This is a genomic window from Candidatus Pelagibacter sp. Uisw_101 (assembly GCF_047727615.1).
Taxonomy (GTDB): domain Bacteria; phylum Pseudomonadota; class Alphaproteobacteria; order Pelagibacterales; family Pelagibacteraceae; genus Pelagibacter.
Map to the genome: position 1 here is coordinate 92,633 of NZ_CP159821.1, position 20,039 is coordinate 112,671.

At 29.2% G+C, this 20,039-nt stretch carries 19 protein-coding genes and 1 riboswitch; of the genes, 11 read left to right on the forward strand and 8 right to left on the reverse strand.

Translation table 11 applies throughout. The features are described from left to right. Positions 1-2: 2 nt before the first annotated feature. Genes ABXT48_RS00480 through ABXT48_RS00495 form a run of 4 tightly spaced genes read right to left on the reverse strand, consistent with a single transcriptional unit; the run spans position 3 to position 2,949 of the window. Positions 3-779, reverse strand: coding sequence for an ATP-binding cassette domain-containing protein (locus ABXT48_RS00480; RefSeq protein ID WP_415302986.1), 777 nt, complete (start codon positions 777-779; stop codon positions 3-5). A 1-nt stretch (position 780) separates the two neighbouring features. Next, entirely contained in the window at positions 781-1,365 is a 585-nt protein-coding gene (gene lptC, locus ABXT48_RS00485; protein ID WP_415302988.1) for an LPS export ABC transporter periplasmic protein LptC, read from the reverse strand. Next, complete coding sequence (locus ABXT48_RS00490) at positions 1,366-2,337, reverse strand: KpsF/GutQ family sugar-phosphate isomerase (RefSeq protein WP_415286560.1); 972 nt, start codon at positions 2,335-2,337, stop codon at positions 1,366-1,368. It lies immediately after the preceding gene. After that, positions 2,338-2,949, reverse strand: a complete 612-nt coding sequence (locus tag ABXT48_RS00495; protein ID WP_415286561.1) for a ribonuclease D — start codon at positions 2,947-2,949, stop codon at positions 2,338-2,340. It abuts the gene before it with no gap. Positions 2,950-2,965: 16 nt separating this feature from the next. On the opposite strand from ABXT48_RS00495, the gene ABXT48_RS00500 reads away from it, so the two are divergent. Beyond that, positions 2,966-3,934 (forward strand): complex I NDUFA9 subunit family protein, encoded by a 969-nt coding sequence (locus ABXT48_RS00500; protein ID WP_415286562.1) that lies wholly within the window; start codon positions 2,966-2,968, stop codon positions 3,932-3,934. Between the two features lie 172 nt (positions 3,935-4,106). On the opposite strand, the gene ABXT48_RS00505 is transcribed toward ABXT48_RS00500, so the two are convergent. Beyond that, positions 4,107-4,607, reverse strand: coding sequence for a GcrA family cell cycle regulator (locus tag ABXT48_RS00505; RefSeq protein WP_415286563.1), 501 nt, complete (start codon positions 4,605-4,607; stop codon positions 4,107-4,109). A 123-nt stretch (positions 4,608-4,730) separates the two neighbouring features. Here ABXT48_RS00505 and ABXT48_RS00510 point away from each other — a divergent pair, with 123 nt between their 5' ends. From ABXT48_RS00510 to argF, 3 genes are read left to right on the forward strand one after another with little or no spacing between them, the layout of a single operon-like run. Further along, positions 4,731-5,543 (forward strand): ABC transporter permease, encoded by an 813-nt coding sequence (locus ABXT48_RS00510; RefSeq protein WP_415286564.1) that lies wholly within the window; start codon positions 4,731-4,733, stop codon positions 5,541-5,543. Between the two features lie 3 nt (positions 5,544-5,546). After that, positions 5,547-6,713: an aspartate aminotransferase family protein gene (locus ABXT48_RS00515; RefSeq protein ID WP_415286565.1), complete on the forward strand. Its 1,167-nt coding sequence runs from the start codon at positions 5,547-5,549 to the stop codon at positions 6,711-6,713. A gap of 2 nt (positions 6,714-6,715) precedes the next feature. Beyond that, the gene (gene argF / locus ABXT48_RS00520) at positions 6,716-7,645 is read left to right on the forward strand and encodes an ornithine carbamoyltransferase (RefSeq protein ID WP_415286566.1); all 930 of its coding nucleotides are present in this window, start codon (positions 6,716-6,718) and stop codon (positions 7,643-7,645) included. Here argF and ABXT48_RS00525 read toward each other — a convergent pair. After that, positions 7,637-8,206 (reverse strand): c-type cytochrome, encoded by a 570-nt coding sequence (locus tag ABXT48_RS00525; protein ID WP_415286567.1) that lies wholly within the window; start codon positions 8,204-8,206, stop codon positions 7,637-7,639. The two genes, argF and ABXT48_RS00525, sit on opposite strands and share 9 nt — an antisense overlap. 73 nt (positions 8,207-8,279) lie before the next feature. Between ABXT48_RS00525 and kdsB the strand changes: the two genes are divergently transcribed. The 5 genes from kdsB to recR all read left to right on the forward strand — a co-directional run bounded on the left by kdsB (position 8,280) and on the right by recR (position 12,608). After that, positions 8,280-9,020, forward strand: a complete 741-nt coding sequence (gene kdsB / locus ABXT48_RS00530; protein WP_415302990.1) for a 3-deoxy-manno-octulosonate cytidylyltransferase — start codon at positions 8,280-8,282, stop codon at positions 9,018-9,020. A gap of 2 nt (positions 9,021-9,022) precedes the next feature. Beyond that, positions 9,023-9,853 (forward strand): prephenate dehydratase domain-containing protein, encoded by an 831-nt coding sequence (locus tag ABXT48_RS00535; RefSeq protein ID WP_415286569.1) that lies wholly within the window; start codon positions 9,023-9,025, stop codon positions 9,851-9,853. A gap of 144 nt (positions 9,854-9,997) precedes the next feature. Further along, positions 9,998-11,671 (forward strand): DNA polymerase III subunit gamma/tau, encoded by a 1,674-nt coding sequence (gene dnaX / locus ABXT48_RS00540; protein WP_415286570.1) that lies wholly within the window; start codon positions 9,998-10,000, stop codon positions 11,669-11,671. Positions 11,672-11,674: 3 nt separating this feature from the next. Continuing rightward, positions 11,675-11,992 (forward strand): YbaB/EbfC family nucleoid-associated protein, encoded by a 318-nt coding sequence (locus ABXT48_RS00545; RefSeq protein WP_415286571.1) that lies wholly within the window; start codon positions 11,675-11,677, stop codon positions 11,990-11,992. A gap of 4 nt (positions 11,993-11,996) precedes the next feature. After that, entirely contained in the window at positions 11,997-12,608 is a 612-nt protein-coding gene (gene recR, locus ABXT48_RS00550; RefSeq protein WP_415286572.1) for a recombination mediator RecR, read from the forward strand. Here the strand turns inward: recR and ABXT48_RS00555 are convergent. Then, a complete protein-coding gene (locus ABXT48_RS00555; protein WP_415286573.1) occupies positions 12,595-14,772 on the reverse strand; it encodes a malate synthase G in 2,178 nt (725 codons plus the stop codon). The two genes, recR and ABXT48_RS00555, sit on opposite strands and share 14 nt — an antisense overlap. Positions 14,773-14,842: 70 nt before the next feature. Beyond that, positions 14,843-14,930, reverse strand: a riboswitch (glycine riboswitch). A gap of 91 nt (positions 14,931-15,021) precedes the next feature. On the opposite strand from ABXT48_RS00555, the gene ABXT48_RS00560 reads away from it, so the two are divergent. After that, entirely contained in the window at positions 15,022-16,128 is a 1,107-nt protein-coding gene (locus tag ABXT48_RS00560) for an acetyl-CoA carboxylase carboxyltransferase subunit alpha (protein ID WP_415286574.1), read from the forward strand. Here the strand turns inward: ABXT48_RS00560 and secA are convergent. Next, a complete protein-coding gene (secA, locus tag ABXT48_RS00565) occupies positions 16,123-18,669 on the reverse strand; it encodes a preprotein translocase subunit SecA (RefSeq protein ID WP_415286575.1) in 2,547 nt (848 codons plus the stop codon). The two genes, ABXT48_RS00560 and secA, sit on opposite strands and share 6 nt — an antisense overlap. Positions 18,670-18,734: 65 nt before the next feature. Between secA and argJ the strand changes: the two genes are divergently transcribed. Then, on the forward strand, positions 18,735-20,036 hold the full coding sequence (gene argJ / locus ABXT48_RS00570) for a bifunctional glutamate N-acetyltransferase/amino-acid acetyltransferase ArgJ (RefSeq protein ID WP_415286576.1): 1,302 nt from the start codon (positions 18,735-18,737) through the stop codon (positions 20,034-20,036). The last annotated feature ends 3 nt before the right edge of the window (positions 20,037-20,039 follow it).

Consider the following 20,039-nt stretch of genomic DNA (forward strand, 5'->3'; position numbering starts at 1 on the left):
CTTTAATTGAATTTAAAAGAGTCACCAAAATAAGCATTTTTAGCTTCAGTGTTATTAATCAATTCATTAGGAGATCCTTGCGCTACAATCTTACAGTTAGATAAAATTACTGCAACATCCACACAAGAAAGTAGATCGCGTGCTTGGTGATCACAAATACAAATAGTTATGTTATTTTCTGTTTGTAAATTAACAATAATTTCTTGTAGCATTTTAATAGTTAGAACATCTAGCGCTGCGAAACACTCATCAAGTAAGAGTACTTTTGGGTCGCTTAATAAAGCTAGAGCAATTACTAGCTTCTTTTTCTGTCCACCAGATAGAAACTTTGCTTTTATATCTCTGATAGCGTCTAATTCAAATTTAGCTATAAGCAGATCAATTTTATGATAAATTAAATTTTTATCACTAATCACAATTTCTGCTATTGCTTTTAAATTTTCCAATAAAGTAAGATCACTAAAATAACCACCGTATTGAGGAACATATCCAATTTTAAATTTCGTTGTTCTCAAATAAATTGGGTAATCAACAACATCTATCCCTTCAAATTTAATTTTACCGTAGTCAGGTTTAATTAATCCTGTGATTAAATTAAAAATTGTCGATTTTCCAACTCCATTTGGTCCTAACATTCCTAAAATTTGTCCATGATTAATCTTAAAGCTTATATTATCTAAAATTTTTCTCTTACCAAATGATAATGATATATTTTCTAGAGAGATTAGAGGCTGAGGGTTTTTAAAAGATTTAATTCTAAATTTTTTAATTACACCCATATTATCTAGTTCCTTCAATTAATACTTTTTTTCCAGTATCACTCATAAAAATTTTAGTGTCTTTTGTGGTAAGATTCATTTCAATTTTATCAGCAAATAAATTTGTTTTTTCTCCAATATAAACAACATTTTCAGTAAATGTCCCAAGATTGCTTAAAAAAGAAAAATCTAAGTATTCTCCAGTTATTTTATGACCTGGGTAAATAACTATTACATTTTCAGAAAAAATAGTATCATAATTTTTTGAATTATATTTGCCAAAATTAGAAGTAATTTTAACCATTTCTGAATCTTTTATATAAATAAAAGCCACAACATTTCTTAAAAACATTACATCAGAATTTTCAACTTTAATTTCAGCTTGTTTTGCAGTGATCTGATATTTATTTCCTTTAGTGTCAGAAGAAACATAATTAATATCATCAATATAGGTTGAGGTGCTATTTTGATTTTCATCAATTTTTTCTATAACGCGAGTTTCCTTTACATCTTCAAGATTCTTAGTGAAGTATTTTAAATAAAACCATAATGAAATGATGATAATAACAAGAACCATTACTGCTTGTAGTCCTGTCTTTTTATTCATTTAATGAATGTTTGACTGAAGTATGTTGTGAATATGTAAAATTCCAACAGTCTTTTTTTTGTTCTTATCTTTGTGAATGCATAACGAGGTGATTTTCTTTGTATTCATTATAGATAAAGCTTTTTCAGCAAGGGTATCTTGATTGATGCTGGCAGGGTTTTTGGTCATAACCATTTTGACAGAAAGATATTGGAGATTATTGCTCACTGCATTGAACCTTCTAATTTGGCCATCTGTAATTATCCCTGTGGTGATTTTCTTATTATTCTGAACAATTAAAGTACCAAGTTTTTTGTTTGAAATAATTTGTAAAGCTTTTTTCATATTTAAGCTTTCATTTACGAATGGAATTTTGCTTCCTGTAATCATTAATTCTTCAACAGTTCTAAGTTGTGCGCCAAGATTTCCAGAGGGATGAAATTTCTTAAAATCTTTTTTATTAATATTTTTTTTATTCAAAACTGCAACTGCCAACGCATCACCTATGCTTAATTGATTAATCGTGCTTGAAGTTGGAACGATACCAAGACCTGCCTCAGTTACCTCTGGAATAAGGAGCTTGATATCAGAAGCTTTATACAATATCGAATTTTTTTTAGACATTATTCCTATTAGAATAATTTTATTTCGATTTGCATATTTTATAATATTTTTTAGCTCTTCTGTGGAACCAGAATAACTTATCAAAATTAAAATATCTTTTTTTGAAATACTACCAAGATCACCGTGAGAACAGTCGTTTGCCGATAATGAAAATGAAGGTGTTCCAACAGAAGAAAGTGTTGCTGAAATTTTTGCTGCTATCAATCCACTTTTGCCAACTCCACATAATATCACTTTAGATTGACAGTTTGCTAATGACTCTACTGCCTCACTAAAGGAATCATTAATTGAATTTTTTAATTTTTTTAAAGCTTTGATTTCAAGATCAATTACACTTTTTGCAATTTTTTTATAATTTCTTTTTTTCATTTAATGAGACCATATATCGTCTTTAAATAAAGCCAAATCAAGATCAACTCTAGTTTTTAAAAATGTTAAACTGCTCTTATATAAATCAATTCGTTTTTCTCTTATGAGAATTTTATTTAATTCTTCATGAATTTTATGCAAATAAATAACATCGTTGGCACAATATTTTAATTGTGCTGGAGATAGCTCCCCTCCAAAATCTGAACTTTGAAATTGTTTGCTTACATCTACGTTCATAAATTCTTTAATTAATGTCTTTAGGGAGTGACTATCAGAATAAGATCTAGCTAATTTTGATGCAATTTTTGTATCTAAAATATTATTAGTTTCTGTTTTCAGGTAATATTTTATGTGAGCCATGTCCGCTCTACCATAATGAAATATTTTGGTGATTGATGCGTCAGAAAGAACTTTATTTAAGTTTGGAGCATCATATTTTTCCCTATCAAGCTGGACAATATGAGCATCAGAATTACCAGTTGATATTTGAATAAGACATAAAGGATCACGCTTAACATTGAGACCCATAAATTCTCCATCAACTGCTATAATATTGCCTAAATCTAAATCTTCTGGTAGATCACTCTTGTGAAGTTTAATATCAATATTCATTTTTAATTATATATATATGAAAGAAAAAAATTGTCTAATTTTTGGCGGTAGTGGTCAAATAGGTCGTCATTTAATAAGAAAGCTTACTAAAAATAATTATAAAGTAACTGTGGTTACTAGAAACCTTCATCAAAAAGGATATGCAATAAAAACCCAAGCTAACGCAGGTTACATAGACATTGTTGAAGCCAATATCTTTGACGAAAAAAAAATTAGAAAGCTTTTCTCTCAAACTGATATTTGTATTAATTTAATTGGTATCTTGTATGAAAGTGGTAAGGGTAATACTTTCAAAAATATTCACTCTATTTTTCCGTCTATTTTAGCCAAACTATGTAAAGAATATAAAGTTCAACAATTTATTCATTTGTCAGCATTAGGAATAAATAATGCACCAGATTCAGAGTATGCAAAAAGTAAATTAGACGGTGAACTTAATATTCAAAAAAATTTTCCTTTAGCAACAATATTAAGGCCTTCTGTAGTTTATTCAGTTGATGATAATTTTACTACGTCTTTTATGACTTTACTAAGTAGGCTTCCATTTTTCCCACTTTATTACAATGGATCAACTAAATTTACTCCGATACATTGTTCAGACTTAACAGATACTATTTATCATGTTGTCTCTAAAAATATTTACTCTAAAATTATAGAGTGTATTGGGCCTGATGTCTTATCTTTAAAAGAAATTTTGAAAAAATTATTACATTTAATAGATAAAAAAAGATTATTAGTACCATTACCTCTTTTCGCAGCAACTATGTCTGCTAAAGTATTTCAATTATTTCCAAAACCACTTCTAACAATAGATCAGCTTACACTTTTAAAATATGACAATGTTTCTTCAGGTAAATATCAAACCAATGCTGATATTGGAGTTCCAAGTACCAGAGTATTTGATAATGAAGTGGAAAAATATAGCTATATGTGGAGAGAAGGTGGGAAATTTTCTACAAAAAAATATAACCCTGCTAATTCTTAATAGAATTCCCTATACTAAAATTGTATGATTATTTATGATAATTAATATTATTTATTTTTTAATATTCTCAATTTTCTCTTTCCTAATATATCTAATCATAAAATCTCTGATCAGAGGGTTTAACAGAAAGAATAAGAAATAAAAAATTAAGATTAATTAAATTTAAAAATTATTAAGCAGTATTAATTTTCTTATCAATATACTGAGGTGTCTCTTCATCTTTGTCAGTCACAGGCTCTTCTTTTCTTCCTTTTGGCTGATAGGCGTATAGCAAATGAAGCTTGCAATATGAAAAATCTTTTAGAGATGATCGTCCACAAAAATAAAACGATTCTTCTTCAGGATGGCCGACAGGCCATTTACAAGAGCTCTCATCTAGTTCCTCTAATTTCTTAGGATTTTCTGGTTCAAAATCCTTTTCAATAATTAAGGATTGAAACTTGCTTTTTCTGTCCCTTCTTTGTTTGGAAGAGTTTTCTTCCAAACTATTATCAAAATTTTGACTTGAAGATGCATTTCTAGTTTTAATTTTTGATGACAAATTTAATCTATGAGCTTTGCCAATTACTGCATTTCTGCTAATACCACCGATTATTTCAGCAATTTGGCTTGCAGTGCTGCCTTTGCCCCAAAGTTCTTTTAGCTTTTCTACTTTTTCTTCGTTCCAGCTCATAATCTATATTTAGTATGTTAATTAATTTTTATAACTATATACAGATCACACAACATTAAAAAAAAGACAATGAATTTTTCTGTTTTATACACATCTTTTTTTAAAATTTATATATGATTACTTATGGTTGAATTGAATAAAAAATATCATATTGGAGTTAAAAAGTTTGGCTTTGTAAATTGGATTGGCTTTAAGAGCCTATGGCTTAAAGAGTGCAATAGGTTCATGGTAGTTTGGCAACAAACATTGCTATCTCCGCTTGTATCAAGTTTATTATTTTTATCAGTTTTATCTTTGGCATTAGGAAATAATAGAGGAGACGTGCTTGGTTATTCTTTTATGAGTTTTTTAGCGCCAGGACTAGTTGCAATGAGTATTTTGGGCCAATCATTCAGTCATTCAGTCTCTTCATTGATGATTGGAAAAATTCAAGGGAATATTGTTGATATGCTTTACGCACCATTATCAGCACTTGAAGTATCAATGGCAATAATACTAGCAGCCTTAACAAGAAGTTTTTTAATAGCTATAATTTCAATAGGTGTTTTTTCTTTAATAGTTGAAATACCAATATATAATATTTTATATATTTTTGTCTTTGGTTTTTTAGGAGCATTTATTTTGGGAAGCTTAGGTTTTATTACTGGTCTTTGGGCTGAAAAGTTTGATCATACGGCAACAGTCACTAATTTTGTTATTACACCCCTAAGTTTTTTATCTGGAGTATTTTATTCAATAGATAAACTTCCACAATTTTTTCAAACAATAAGTCATATTAATCCATTTTTTTATATGATTGATGGTTTTAGATATGGCTTTTTAGGTAAGTCAGACGGGTCAATAAATATAGGATTGATATATTTATCAATACTAAGTGTTTTAATTTGGTATGTTGCTTTTCTTCTTTACAAAAAAGGTTATAAAATTAAATCTTAGGTAATGAGCGCTTTAGCAAAAAATTATAATAGAAGAAAAATTTCCTTTAAATACGGTAAGGGAAGTTTTTTATATTCTACTAATAGAAAAAAATATTTAGATTTTGTTCAGGGAATAGCAGTTAATTCCTTGGGGCATGCAAACCCATATTTAGTAAAAGCAGTTAATAAACAATCTAGAAAACTTTGGCACGTATCTAATGCGTTTATTATTCCAGAGGGAGAAAAGTTAGCTAAAAGATTAGCAAAAGAAACTTTTGCAGATTTTATTATTTTTCAAAATAGTGGAGCAGAAGCTACAGAGGCTGCAATTAAAGTTGCTAGAAGATATTTTTATTCAATAGGACAACCTTCAAAGAATAGAATTCTTTGTGTTAAAAATTCATTTCATGGAAGAACGTTAGCTACAATTTATGCTAGCGGATCTAAGAAGATGACGGAAGGTTTTGGACCAAAAGTGGATGGGTTTGATCATTTTGAATTTGGAAACCATAAGGATTTTAAAAAAAAAATAACAAAAAGAACAGCTGCAATTATGGTTGAAACCGTGATGGGAGAAGGGGGAATTAAAACTATTCCCAATTGGTGTTTAAAAGAATTAAGAAAAATTTGTGATAAGAAAAAAATTTTATTAATTTTAGATGAGGTGCAGTGTGGAATTGGTAGAAGTGGAAATTTTTTTGCATTTGAAAATTCAAAGATTAAGCCTGATATTGTCCCAATTGCAAAAGGTATTGGAGGTGGGTTTCCATTGGGTGCGGTCTTAATGAATAAAAAAGTAGCATCAGGAATGACAGCTGGAACTCATGGGTCAACATTTGGTGGTAACCCACTGGCTATGTCTGTTGGAAATGCTGTTTTAGATCAAATATTAAAAAAAGGGTTTCTTTCAAATGTTAAAAAATTATCAAAATACTTTCATTCAGAATTAAATAAATTGAGAAAAGATTTTCCTAAAGTAATCAAAGAAGTAAGAGGTGTTGGTTTACTAATAGGACTACAACTTCATAATGATCAAACAAAATTTATACAGAAACTAATGAATAATAAATTATTAACGATTAGAGCAGCTGAGAATGTTATCAGAATATTACCCCCTCTAAATGTCAAAAAAGAAGAAATAAATATAGCAATAAATATTATTAAAAAGGTGTGTTCTACTTATAAATAAAAATGAAACATTTCATCAACCTTAAAGACATGTCTTCAGCAGACTTAAAAAAGATCATCACTGATGCAAAAAAAAGAAAACAAAAAAGAAAAAATTATAACACTCTAGAAGTCGATAAAGATAAACCTTTAAAAGGTAAATTACTTATTCAAATGTTTGAAAAGGCAAGTTTGAGAACGCGATTGAGTTTTTATCTTGCAATAAAACAATTAGGTGGAGGAACTATAACTCTTAAAGCTAACGAATTGCACTTAGGAAAAGGTGGAGAAAGTCTAGCAGATACAGCCAAAATCTTATCAACTTATGGAGATGGTTTTATGTTGAGAACTGATAGTGATGAAAAAATAGCAGAATTTAGTAAATACTTAAAGATACCTGTAATAAATGGTTTAAGCCCATCATCTCATCCAACTCAAGTGCTATCAGATATTTTTACAGTTGAAGAAATTAAAAAAAAATCTATTTCTAAATTAAATATTTGTTGGATTGGAGATTCAAATAATGTTCTGAATAGCCTGATTGCTGCTTCAGTTAAATTTTCTTTCAACTTAAACATTGGCTGTCCTAAGAACTATGAGCCTAAAAAATTTGTATTAGATTGGGTTAAAAAAAATAAAAGAAAAATTAATATTTTTAATGATGCTAAAAAAGCAGTTAAAAATGTTGATGTAATTTTTTCAGACAAGGTGATTTCATTGAATGATAAAGTTAATAAAAATAAAAAAATTAAAGATTTTAAAAACTTCCAAATTAATTCAAAATTGATGAGTTTTGCCAAAAATGACACAACTTTTTTACACTGTCTCCCAAGAGGAGATGAGGTTACAGGAGATGTTTTTTTAGGAAAAAATTCTGAAGTATGGTTACAGGCCCTGAATAGAGTGCATGTTCAAAAAAGTATTTTATTGTATTGTTTTGGGAAATTAAGGTAGCTCTTTAGGACTGTCACTGCTTTGATTTAGATATTTAATTACAGAAGCTCTGTCTTTCTCTTTTCTTAAACCAGCATATGACATTTTAGTTCCCTTTAAATAAGAAGCGGGTTTTTTTAAAAATCCATTTAATTCTTCAAATGACCATTCTTTACCATATGAAGCTAAAGCTTTAGAGTATTTATAATCATCTACTCCGCCAACTGTTCTACCAACAACGTTGTATAATGCCGGGCCAATCTTATTTTTTCCACCTTTATTTATTGAGTGGCATGCTGCACATTTTTTAAAAATTTTCTCACCAGAAGCAACATCTCCTAGCGCCATTATAGCTGTAATATCTACTTTTTTTTCAACTTCAGCAACTTGAGATGTTGTAGAGGCTAGTTGTCCTTCTACTTCAACTTTATACCCAGGGCTTTCTGGTTTATTTACATGAAAGACACTATCTGCAATTTTTCCTAAACCGATTACAAGTAGTACAACCATTAAAATTGCTGCAATAATTTTATTAAGCTCGAACGAATCCATATAATTATTATTATTTTCCAGATATAACATGATAATTAAAAAAATACTTAATTTTTAATTTTTAATTTTGCGTCCGTTAGACGCACAAATTGGTAAACTTATAATGGCTAAAACGTTAATATTAATTCCATCAAGAATGTCAGCAAGCAGATTGCCGGGTAAACCACTTTTAAAAATTAATAATTTATCAATAATTTCTCATGTTTTTAAAAAAGCAGAAGAAGCAAAAATTGGTGAAGTCGTAGTAGCAACAGAAGATAAAGAAATACTTGATGATGTTGAAAAAAATGGAGGCAGAGCCATTTTAACTGGCAGCACTCACAGGACTGGTACAGATAGAATTTTTGAGGCTTATGAAAAACTCAACATTAAGGACATTGATTTTATACTAAACCTACAAGGAGATGAGCCAAATATCGACAAAAATGATATTATAAATTTAAATAACTTCATGATTAATAACAATTCTGAAATTGGAACACTAGCAGCAAAAATTAAAAGTGATAAAATGTTAAATGATCAAAATGTAGTTAAGGTTATTACGGAGTCAAAACTAGAAAAAGATAATTTTCCAATAGCATTAAATTTTACTAGAGATAGTTTTTCAAAAAATAATAAAAATATTTATCATCACATTGGAATCTATTCATACAAAACAAGTATATTGAAAAAATTTGTTAATCTGAATCAAACATTAAGTGAAAAGCAAAATAGATTAGAGCAACTAAGAGCATTAGATAATAATTTGAAAATCAGTGTTGCTTTGGCAAATTTTTCTCCTATAGGCGTAGATACAAAAGAAGATTATCTGGCTATAAAAAAAATTATGGAATATAAATCATAAAAATGAGCAAAATTTATTTTCAAGGTACATTTGGTGCATATTCACATCTAGCAGCGTTAGAAATAGATCCTAAAGCAGAAGTAATTCCATGTAAAACATTTGATGAATGTTTTTTAAAAACATCTCAAGATAAAAATTCAAGAATGGTAATTCCAGAATCAAATCGAATTACAGGAAATATTGGAATCGAATATCTTATTTTCAAATATAGGCTGAATATCTATGCTGAACATTTTCATAAAATTGAACATAATTTATTAGGACAACCAGATAGTAATTTAAGTGATATAAAAGATGTCTATTCTCACTCTCAAGGCTTATCACAATGCTCTAAATTTATTAAAAAAAATAATTTAGTTGAGCATATTCGTGCTGATACTGCTGGTTCAGCTGAGACAATTTCAAAAACTAAAATTAAAACTGAAGCAGCAATTGCCTCTTCTTTGAGTGCAGAAATTTATGATCTAAAAATACTTTCAAAAAATATTGAGAATGAAGAGGGTAATGCCACAAGGTTTTTGGTAATGGGTAATGAAGTTTTACAGCCTGATTTTGGTGACAAGAAATATATAACTTCTTTCCTATTTAAATTGAAAAGTAAGCCTGCAGCTCTATATCAATCATTAGGTGGTTTTGCGATAAATGGAATTAACCTTACAAAGCTTCAAAGTTATCCAGAACAAAATTCATTCGAGTCATACTTTTTTTTATGTGATTTAGAAGGCCATATTGAAAATCTAAAAGTGCAAAAATCTTTAGAAGAATTAGGACTTCATTGTCAAGATTTTCACGTACTAGGTGTTTTTGAAGCTGATAAGTTTAGAGAAAAATAACTTAGAAACTTTTCTTGTAGAATAGAAAACATTACTGTTATAATAGTTTTGGAGGCTAGAGGTGGATACTGCTTGAACCCGACCAGATCTTAACGGAAGCAGTCGTAGAGACAGTTATTCAGGTTCTAGCCTCCTTTATATAAAATGAATAAAAATACAAAAGTTTTAGCTTTAAAGTACAGACCTCAGACATTTGATGATCTTATAGGACAAGATGTTGTCGTGGAAACAATTTCTAATTCTATTAAGGCTAATAAAGTGCCTAATGCTTATCTTTTTACTGGAATTAGAGGAATTGGAAAAACTACTACAGCAAGGATTGTTGCAAAATCTTTAAATTGCTCAAATGGAATAGATAATTTGTGTAAAGAAGAACTTTGTGAAAATTGTAATGCCATTTCTAATTCAAATCATATTGATGTATTGGAAATGGATGCGGCAAGTAAAACAGGAGTAGACGATGTAAGAGACCTTATTGAGTTTTCTAGATATGGCCCAACTACTGCTAAATATAAGATATTTATAATTGATGAAGTGCACATGCTTAGCAAACAAGCATTCAATGCATTGTTAAAAACTTTAGAGGAGCCACCAGAATATTTAAAATTTATCTTTGCAACAACAGAAATAAAAAAAATTCCAATTACAGTGGTCTCGCGCTGTCAAAGATTTGATTTATCTAGAATTAAATCTTTAGAATTGTTTGATTTTATCAAGAAAATTAAAGAAAAAGAAAATGGTAATGCATCAGATGATGCTCTTAAATTAATTGTTAAAATCTCCGAAGGTTCAGTTAGAGATGCATTATCATTACTTGATAGGGCTCTACTTACTTTAGATAATGATAAAGAATTAAATCTCACAGCAGCACAAAAAATATTTGGTTATTTTGATAAGTCCCAATTAATTGATTTGTTTGAATTAATATTTGAAGGTAAGGAAACTGAAGTTCTCAACACTTATAGAGAAATATATAACCAGGGTGTTGAACCAAAAATTTTTATTAATGATTTTTTAGAACTCTTGTATTATTTTAAAAATATCGACTCACTAAATCTAGATGGTAATAATTTTTTATTAAATGATGAAGAATTTGATAGAATTAAAGATCTTTCAAAAAAAGTTAATGATGAAACTTTAATATTATTTTGGCAATTTACTATTAAAACTCTTGAGGAACTTGATATTGTTTCTAATCAACATTTATCAATGGAAATGTTCTTAATTAGATTAATTCATTTAAAAGGCATTAAACAAGGTAGTGACGAATATAACAAAGACAGTAGGCCGTTAGCTGAAAGTGAAAACCAAACATCTTTTTCACAAAATAAAACAAACAAAGATATATTTGGAATAAAAGATAAAGCAGAAACAATAGGTCAAATGAAAAATATCGTTCAAGAAAAAGATATCAAAGAAAAAGAAAGTAATAACATTAAAACAAACCCCAGTCTTATAAATTCATTTGATGATCTATTAAAAACATGTTCTTCTAAAAAGGAGATTAAATTAAAATATGAGTTAGAAAAAAACGTTAACCTTGTAAGTTTTGAAAATAAAAGAATTGAAATTTCATTTAATGAGGATTTAGACAAAGATTTTATCAAAGACCTTTCAACAAAACTTTTTGAATGGACTAATGAAAGGTGGATTATAAGTCTCAGTAAAACCAAAGGGCAGCCATCTAAAAAAGAGGAAGAAATTAATCAAAAAAAAGAACTGATCGAAAGTGTAAAAAACTCTTCAATTTATAAAGATGTTTTAAAAAATTTCCCTGACGCAGAGCTTATTGACGTTAAACCTAGAAAAGAAGATTAATGAATGACTGATTTTACAAAAATTTTAGATAAAGCAAAAGAATTAGAGTCTAAAATGAAGGAGAGCCAAGAAAAAATAAAAAACATTCAAGTAGAAGGAACATCTGGTTCAAATTCTGTAAAGGTTACTCTAAATGGTGAAAATGAAATGATAAAAATTAATCTTTCGGATGAAATATTGAAAGAAAATAAGATTATAATTGAAGACTTGATAGTGGCTGCCCATAACAATGCAAAATCAGAATTAAAATCTAAGACATCTGAGGAAATTTCTAAGTCAACAAGTGGATTTGGTATTCCTGGTTTTAAATGGCCACTTTAAAAATATGCAAAATATTAATGAGATAGAAGAGTTAATTAAATTAATTTCTAAACTACCTGGCTTAGGTCCTAAATCTGCCAAAAGAATTGTTTTAAAACTTATTAATAATAGAGATGAACTTGTAAAGCCAATGGCAAATACCCTGGCGCAAGTTTATAAAAATGTTATTAGGTGCCAATCTTGTGGTACTTTAAAATCTAATTCCTTAGGCTGCAATAACTGTGAAAATTCAAAAGAAAAATATAATAAAATATGTGTAGTTGAAGATATTGCGGATCAATGGTCAATTGAAAACTCGAATATTTATAAAGGTTACTTTCATATTCTTGGTGGAACCATTTCCTCTGCTGGTCAGAGAAAAGAGGATCTTTTAATCAATTCATTAGTAGAAAGAGTTTCAAGAGAAAATATTGAAGAAGTTATACTTGCAACAAGTGCAACAGTTGAAGGTCAAACTACAGCTTATTACATAGAGGATAGTTTAAAAAAAACTAATACTAAGGTTACAAAACTTGCTCAAGGACTACCTGTTGGTGGTGAAATAGAAAGTCTTGATGATGGAACTTTATATTCAGCTTTTAAAAACAGAACAGGAATAAAAACTAATTCTGACTAGATTTCTTTAATAATCGATTTAGATGTAATAATGGTTCTGTATAACCAGAAGGTTGTTCTTTACCTTTAAAAATCAAATCACAAGCTGTTTTAAAAGCAATAGAACTATCAAAGTTATTAAACATTTTTTCATATTTAGAATCGGTTTTATTTTGATCATCAACAATCTTTGACATTTTTTTCATTATTTCCATTACTTGAGATTTTGTACAAATATCGTGATGAATCCAGTTAGCAATATGTTGCGATGAAATTCTTAAAGTTGCTCTATCTTCCATTAATCCTATATTGTTAATATCAGGAACTTTCGAACAACCAACTCCTTGATCTATCCATCTTACAACGTACCCTAAAAGGGTTTGTGCAGAATTTGAAATTTCAGAATTAATTTCTTCCATTGACCAGTTTGGTCTATTCGCTACTGGTACTGTTAATAAATCATCAAGTTTTGCTGATTCTCTTTTTTGAATTTCTTTTTGTTTATCAAAAATATTTATTTCATGATAATGCAAAGCATGTAGAGCTGCTGCTGTAGGTGAGGGAACCCAAGCACAATTTGCTCCAGCCATCAAATGACCAGTTTTTTGATTCATCATTTCAGTCATTTTATCAGGCATAGCCCACATTCCTTTACCAATTTGAGCTTTACCTGATAGGCCACATTGTAGACCAATATCAACATTATTATTTTCATAAGCGCCTATCCATTTAGAAGATTTCATATCTCCTTTTTTAATCATAGGGCCAGCCTCCATTGAAGTGTGCATTTCATCTCCAGTTCTATCTAAGAATCCTGTATTAATAAAAAATACTCTATTTTCAAGTGTCCTAATGCACTCTTTTAAGTTTGAAGAAGTTCTTCTTTCTTCATCCATAATACCAATTTTACAAGTATTTTTTTCTAATTTTAAAACTTCTTCAACTTTAGAAAAAATTAAATCTGTAAATGAAGTCTCATCTGGACCATGCATTTTTGGTTTAACAATATATATAGACCCACTTCTTGAATTACTTTTTTTCTTTATATCATGAAGACATGCTGCTGAAGTTATGAAAGCATCCATAATTCCCTCTGGAATTTCAGAACCATCTTTTAAAAGAATTGCAGAATTAGTCATAAGATGTCCAACATTTCTTATTAACAATAAACTTCTTCCATGTAATTTTAATCCTTTTCCGTCTTTAGAAATATAGCTCCTATCAGGATTTAATTTACGTTCATAAGTTTTACCATTTTTTTCAAATATTGATTTTAAATTACCCTTCATAAGTCCAAGCCAATTACGATAACAAATTATTTTGTCATCAGCATCAACTGCAGCAACACTATCTTCATTGTCACAAATAGTTGAAACTGCTGCTTCAACAATAATATCACTAATTTTAGCAGGATCTTGTATTGCACTAAATGCCTTTGGATCTATAATTATTTCTATATGAAGATTATTATTTTTTAAAATTATTGCAGAAGGATTATTAGCTTCACCTCTGTGGCCTATAAATTTACTTTTATCTTTTAGCTTTGTTTCTTGGTTATCTTTACAAATTATAAGTGAACCATCTTCTATTTTAAAGCCAGTTATATTTGCCCATCCCATAATTATATTCTCTAAAGGAAAATATCTTTCTAAAAAATTTCTTCCATATTTTATAACCATTTCTCCTCTTAGAGGATCATATCTTTGTGATACACTATCCTCAGATTGCTCGATTACATCAGTACCATACAAACTATCATACAAACTCATCCATCTAGCATTAGCAGCATTTAATGCATATCTATCATTCATAATAGGAACAACTAATTGTGGTCCAGCAATACTAGTTATTTCTTCATCAACATTATCTGTTTTGATCTTAAAATCAGGACCTACTTCTTTTAAATAATCAATTTCTTTTAAAAATTTTTTATATTCCTCTAAGTTTATTTCATTGCCCCTATTTGCAATATGCCAATAGTCTATTTTTTTTTGTAAATCTTCTCTTACTTCTAATAGGTCTTTATTTTTTGGAGCTAATTCATGAACTACCCTGTCAAAGCCTTCCCAGAATTTCTCTGAAGAAATATTTGTATCTTTAAGCAATTCTTCATTAACGAAGTTAAGCAATTTATTAGAAACTGATAGATTGTGTATTTTTGTATATTGTTCTTTCATAGCACTCATTTTACCCCATCTGTATTTTTGCCTGAGAGTTTTGCTCCATCGGCGAGATAAATCTCTTTCCAGAGTGTTATGTTTATTATCGGTCCGTTTGCCTGAGAGTTTCCGGGGTGGTTGCTCCTTCGGCGCTATTATTGAATAGTCTCTCCCGATATTAATTCAGACTACCTCTTAATAGAATTATGTCAAATATAAATTATTTAAAACATTTTATTGCCTTTTTTCTTAATTAATTAATAATTAAACAATCACATGAAAAATTATTTAAATTTTGAAACAGATATTAAAAACCTAGAGATAGAAATAGACAAACTTAAAGACCCTTATGATCAAGATGGTCTTTCGGAAGTAGACACAAAGAAAATTTCTGAGTCTCAAAAAGAAATAGATAATAAGCTGCAAGAAATTTACTCTAACCTAGATCCTTGGCAAACCACTCTAGTTGCAAGGCATGAAGATAGACCTAAAGCAAAATTTTTTATTGATAATTTATTTAAGGATTTTATTCCATTGTCGGGAGATAGATTTTATGGAGAAGATAAGTCAGTATTAGCAGGATTTGCAAAATTTAATGAGAAATCAGTTTTAGTTATTGGCCAAGAAAAAGGAGATAGCCTTGAAAGTAGAATTGAAAGAAATTTTGGAATGATGAGGCCTGAGGGTTATAGAAAAACAATTAGATTAATGAAATTAGCCAACAAATTTAATATTCCAATAATTTCTTTTATAGATACACCCGGAGCATATCCTGGCGTAGGTGCAGAAGAGAGAGGCCAAGCAGAGGCAATTGCTAGGTCAATTGAGTGCTGCATGTCGTTAAATGTCCCAACACTTGCAATTGTTATTGGAGAAGGTGGATCAGGAGGTGCAATAGCACTTGCTTCTTCTAACAAAGTAATCATGTTAGAAAATTCAATTTACTCAGTAATATCTCCAGAAGGCTGTGCCACTATTTTATGGAGAGATCCCAAAAGAACTTTAGAGGCAGCAAAAGCCATGAAATTATCTTCAAAAGACCTCTTAGAACTAAAAGTAATTGATGAAATTATTCCAGAGCCAATTGGTGGCGCTCATAGAGATAGAGACCTAATATTAGATAACGTAAGAAAATCAATTGAAAAAAATTTGAGTGAATTTTTTAATATGAGTGGAGAAGAAATTTTTAATCATAGAAAAAATAAATTTTTGACTATTGGAAGATCTAAAGGATTCGTAAATCAATTAGATGATTTAAGCACACTTACCATGAAGGAAAACAAGGTTAATATGTTTGTTAAAAATTTCTTTCGATCTAAGTTAAATTTAGTAGCTACAATTGGATTAATAGTTTTATTGGGCTATTTAGTATTTTCTTTATAAAGCACCACAGCATTTTTTATATTTTTTCCCAGAGCCACATGGACAGGGTTCATTTCTACTTATTTTTTTCCCAATATATTTTGGATCAATTTTGGTTGTTTCAGGAGACTCTTTTTCTTGAGTAGGCTCTTGAACTATATTTAAATTGATTAAAATCTTAACAAAATCCATTTTTAATTTATTCAATAGGTTTTCAAAAAGAAAAAAAGCTTCTTTTTTATACTCAACTAATGGATCTCTTTGACCATAAGATCTTAAGCCAATAACTTGTCTCAGTTGTTCAAGATATTGAATATGTGACTTCCAGTTTAAATCTATGCACTGAAGAAAAATTCTTTTTTCAACATCTTTTGCTTTTCCTTCATCCAACATTTTAATTCTTTCATTTCTTGCTTCTAAAAATTTAGAATTAATTTTATTTTTGAACTTTTCATCTCTTAATTCTGTGACACTTTTGAATTCATTATCATCAACACTTTTTCCTAGTAAAGTTTTTAGTTGATTGTTAAATTCATTATTTTTAGCAGTTGATAGTTTTTGTGTTTTTAAAGTGATCAAATGACTAATAATTTCAGATAGGAATTCATCCGAATAATCAAAAACTTTTTCACTATTCATTACGCCATTTCTTTGAGAGAATATTACATGTCTTTGGTCATTTAAAACGTCATCAAATTTTAATAAATTTTTTCTTATATCAAAGTTTCTGGCCTCAACTTTCTGTTGTGCTCTCTCAAGTGCCTTATTAATCCAGGGGTGATCAATACTTTCCCCATCTTTTAGACCTAGTTTTTGAAGAATATTATTCATAGACTCGGAACCAAAAATTCTCATTAAGTCATCTTCTAAACTAACATAAAAAATTGAACTTCCTTCATCGCCCTGTCTACCAGCTCTTCCTCTGGCTTGGTTATCAACTCTTCTGGACTCCATCCTTTCTGTGCCAATAACAAATAGTCCACCAAGTGATTTTATTTTATTTTTATTTTCTAAAAGTTCATCATCAGGTTGACTTCCTTTTTTCCCACCTAACTGAATATCAACACCTCTACCCGAGATGCTTGTTGTGATTATAACTGAATTCATTTTTCCAGCATTTGCAATGATTTCAGCCTCATTTTCATGATTTTTTGCATTTAAAATAACATGTTTAATTTTTTCATCATTTAGTAGTTTTGAGTAAATTTCTGATTTATTGATGCTAGAAGTAAAAACTAATATTGGCTGACTTTGTTTATGACACTCGAGAACTTTTTCAATGATGGCTTTATTTTTTTCTTCTTCAGTTCTAAAAATTTGATCATTCCAATCTTTTCTAATCATTTCTTTATTTGTAGGAATGATGACTACAAGCAAGTTATATATTTCATAAAATTCCTCAGACTCAGTTGCTGCAGTTCCAGTACATCCTGAAATTTTATTATAGAGTTTGAAATAATTTTGATAAGTTATTGATGCTAGAGTTTGATTTTCAGCCTGAACATCTATTCTTTCTCTAGCTTCAAGCGCTTGGTGTAAGCCATCTCCAAATCTTCTTCCTTCTAGTATTCTACCAGTAAGTTCATCAATAATTTTTAATGCTCCATCTTTAACAATATAATCTCTTCCTTTTTCAAATAAATGATGAGCCCTTAAAGATTGATTTACATGGTGAACTAAACTTAAGTTTTCAGGATCATAAAAGTTATTATTTTTTAGGATTCCTGCATCCGAAAATATTTTTTCCACTTTATTTATTCCTTCATTTGTAAGTAATATATTTTTATCTTTTTCATCGATCTCATAATGTTCTGGTAATAATCTTTTTATAAACTTGTCAATCGCAAGATATTGTTCTGTTTTGTCTTCAGCTGCTCCCGATATTACAAGTGGAGTTCTGGCCTCATCAATTAAACAAGAATCTATCTCATCAACAATAGCATAAACGTGCTCTCTTTGAACCATTTGTTCTTTTGAAAATTTCATATTATCTTTAAGATAATCAAAACCTAGTTCACTATTAGTTGCATATGTAATGTCAAAATTGTAATTTTTTTTTCTTTCAAGATCATCCTGGTCATTATTTATAAAACCAAAAGTTAATCCTAAAAATTTATATATCTCCCCCATTTCCTGTGAATCTCTTTTTGCAAGATAGTCATTTACAGTAACTATATGCACACCTTTTTCTGACAAGGCATTTAAGTAGGCAGCAAGACTTATTGTTAAAGTTTTACCTTCACCAGTTCTCATCTCTGCAATTTTCCCCTCATGAAGCACAACGCCTCCAAGTATTTGAACATCATGATGTCTCTCATTTCTTGTTCTCTTAGAAGCCTCTCTTACAAGTGCAAAAGCCTCAGGCAATAGGGCATCTAGATTTTCACCGTTATTGAGTCTATCTTTCAATTCTGTAGTTTTTTTAGGAAAGTCATCATCACGAAGGTTTTTAACAGTAGCCTCCAAGGAGTTAACCTTTACAACTATTTTGTTAATTCTATCGAGCTCTTTTTGATTGCTAGATTTAATGAACTTTTTGATAAAATTTAAGGGATTAAGCATCTAATTTTCTGGTATATAATTAATTATAACTTTTAATATAAGTATTAAATAAATATTTTAAATACATGCCAATAAACGTTAAAAACTTTATAAACTCTCTAAATTTAAAGTCAAAAAATAGTGACTTTCAAGATTTAGAACATTTGGATGGAGTTTCAATATCCACTATTTGTGCAAATTTATACAATAAACCTAGAGATGACTTGGTCATGTTTTATTTTAGAGATGGAGCAAACTATGCCTCCGTTTATACACAATCAAAAATAGTTTCAGAGAATATTAAATGGAACTTAAATATAAAAAGTAAAAAAATAAGCTCTCTAATTGTTAACACTAGAAATGCCAACGCATTTACGGGACTAGATGGGTACAAGGGTTTAAAAGAAATAGCAGAAGAAACAGCATTACAGTTAACAAAAAAACAAACTGAAGATGAGGACTCTCCAAAAAAGATATCATCAAATGAAATTCTTTTTGGATGCACGGGGACAATAGGAGAAAAATATCCAACTGAAAAAATTAAAAGAAATATTCCAGGGTTAATCAAAAAAATTAAATATACGCAAAATAAATTTATCTGGATGAAAGCTGCATTAGGTATAATGACAACAGATCTGCAGCCAAAAATTGCCATGGAGGAATGCCAAATAGGAAATAAAAATGTTAAGATTTATGGAATTGCTAAAGGGTCAGGAATGATTTTCCCAAACATGGCAACAACATTGGGTTATGTTTTTACAGATGCAGATCTTTCAAACGATATTTTAAGCAAACTATTAAAAAAAAATATCAATACAACCTTCAATGCAATTACTTGCGATGGCGACACTAGTACAAATGATATGGTTTCTATTTTTTCAACAGGAAAAGTAAAAAATCCAATCATTAATAATATTAATGATAAAAAGATATTTAGTTTTGATAAAGCTTTGCATTCGGTACTATTAAATTTATCAAAAAGAGTAGTTAAAGATGGTGAGGGAGCTACTAAATTTATTACAATCAATATAGCTAAGTCAAAAAATGAGAAAGAAGCAAGAGTAATAGCTTTTTCTATTGCGAATTCAAATCTTGTTAAAACAGCCATTGCTGGAGAAGATCCAAATTGGGGTAGGATAGTAATGGCTATAGGTAAATCTGGAGTGAAAATAGATTTAAAAAAGTTATCAATAAGCTTTGGTGGTATAAAAATTATAGAAAAAGGACAAATTTTTAAAAATTACAAAGAAAATGAAGTAGCCAATTATATGAAAGACAAATTAATAGATATTTCAGTAAACTTAAATATGGGCTCAAAAAACTTTACTGCCTACACAATGGATTTAACAAAAAAATATATTGAGATTAACGCTGATTATAGAAGCTAATTT

Bases quoted from the DNA above. Each gene is read 5' to 3' on its own strand.
- ABXT48_RS00480 (WP_415302986.1), bottom strand. From the start codon at position 779: ATGGGTGTAATTAAAAAATTTAGAATTAAATCTTTTAAAAACCCTCAG.
- lptC (WP_415302988.1), bottom strand. From the start codon at position 1,365: ATGAATAAAAAGACAGGACTACAAGCAGTAATGGTTCTTGTTATTATC.
- ABXT48_RS00490 (WP_415286560.1), bottom strand. From the start codon at position 2,337: ATGAAAAAAAGAAATTATAAAAAAATTGCAAAAAGTGTAATTGATCTT.
- ABXT48_RS00495 (WP_415286561.1), bottom strand. From the start codon at position 2,949: ATGAATATTGATATTAAACTTCACAAGAGTGATCTACCAGAAGATTTA.
- ABXT48_RS00500 (WP_415286562.1), top strand. From the start codon at position 2,966: ATGAAAGAAAAAAATTGTCTAATTTTTGGCGGTAGTGGTCAAATAGGT.
- ABXT48_RS00505 (WP_415286563.1), bottom strand. From the start codon at position 4,607: ATGAGCTGGAACGAAGAAAAAGTAGAAAAGCTAAAAGAACTTTGGGGC.
- ABXT48_RS00510 (WP_415286564.1), top strand. From the start codon at position 4,731: ATGGTTGAATTGAATAAAAAATATCATATTGGAGTTAAAAAGTTTGGC.
- ABXT48_RS00515 (WP_415286565.1), top strand. From the start codon at position 5,547: ATGAGCGCTTTAGCAAAAAATTATAATAGAAGAAAAATTTCCTTTAAA.
- argF (WP_415286566.1), top strand. From the start codon at position 6,716: ATGAAACATTTCATCAACCTTAAAGACATGTCTTCAGCAGACTTAAAA.
- ABXT48_RS00525 (WP_415286567.1), bottom strand. From the start codon at position 8,206: ATGTTATATCTGGAAAATAATAATAATTATATGGATTCGTTCGAGCTT.
- kdsB (WP_415302990.1), top strand. From the start codon at position 8,280: ATGGCTAAAACGTTAATATTAATTCCATCAAGAATGTCAGCAAGCAGA.
- ABXT48_RS00535 (WP_415286569.1), top strand. From the start codon at position 9,023: ATGAGCAAAATTTATTTTCAAGGTACATTTGGTGCATATTCACATCTA.
- dnaX (WP_415286570.1), top strand. From the start codon at position 9,998: ATGAATAAAAATACAAAAGTTTTAGCTTTAAAGTACAGACCTCAGACA.
- ABXT48_RS00545 (WP_415286571.1), top strand. From the start codon at position 11,675: ATGACTGATTTTACAAAAATTTTAGATAAAGCAAAAGAATTAGAGTCT.
- recR (WP_415286572.1), top strand. From the start codon at position 11,997: ATGCAAAATATTAATGAGATAGAAGAGTTAATTAAATTAATTTCTAAA.
- ABXT48_RS00555 (WP_415286573.1), bottom strand. From the start codon at position 14,772: ATGAGTGCTATGAAAGAACAATATACAAAAATACACAATCTATCAGTT.
- ABXT48_RS00560 (WP_415286574.1), top strand. From the start codon at position 15,022: ATGAAAAATTATTTAAATTTTGAAACAGATATTAAAAACCTAGAGATA.
- secA (WP_415286575.1), bottom strand. From the start codon at position 18,669: ATGCTTAATCCCTTAAATTTTATCAAAAAGTTCATTAAATCTAGCAAT.
- argJ (WP_415286576.1), top strand. From the start codon at position 18,735: ATGCCAATAAACGTTAAAAACTTTATAAACTCTCTAAATTTAAAGTCA.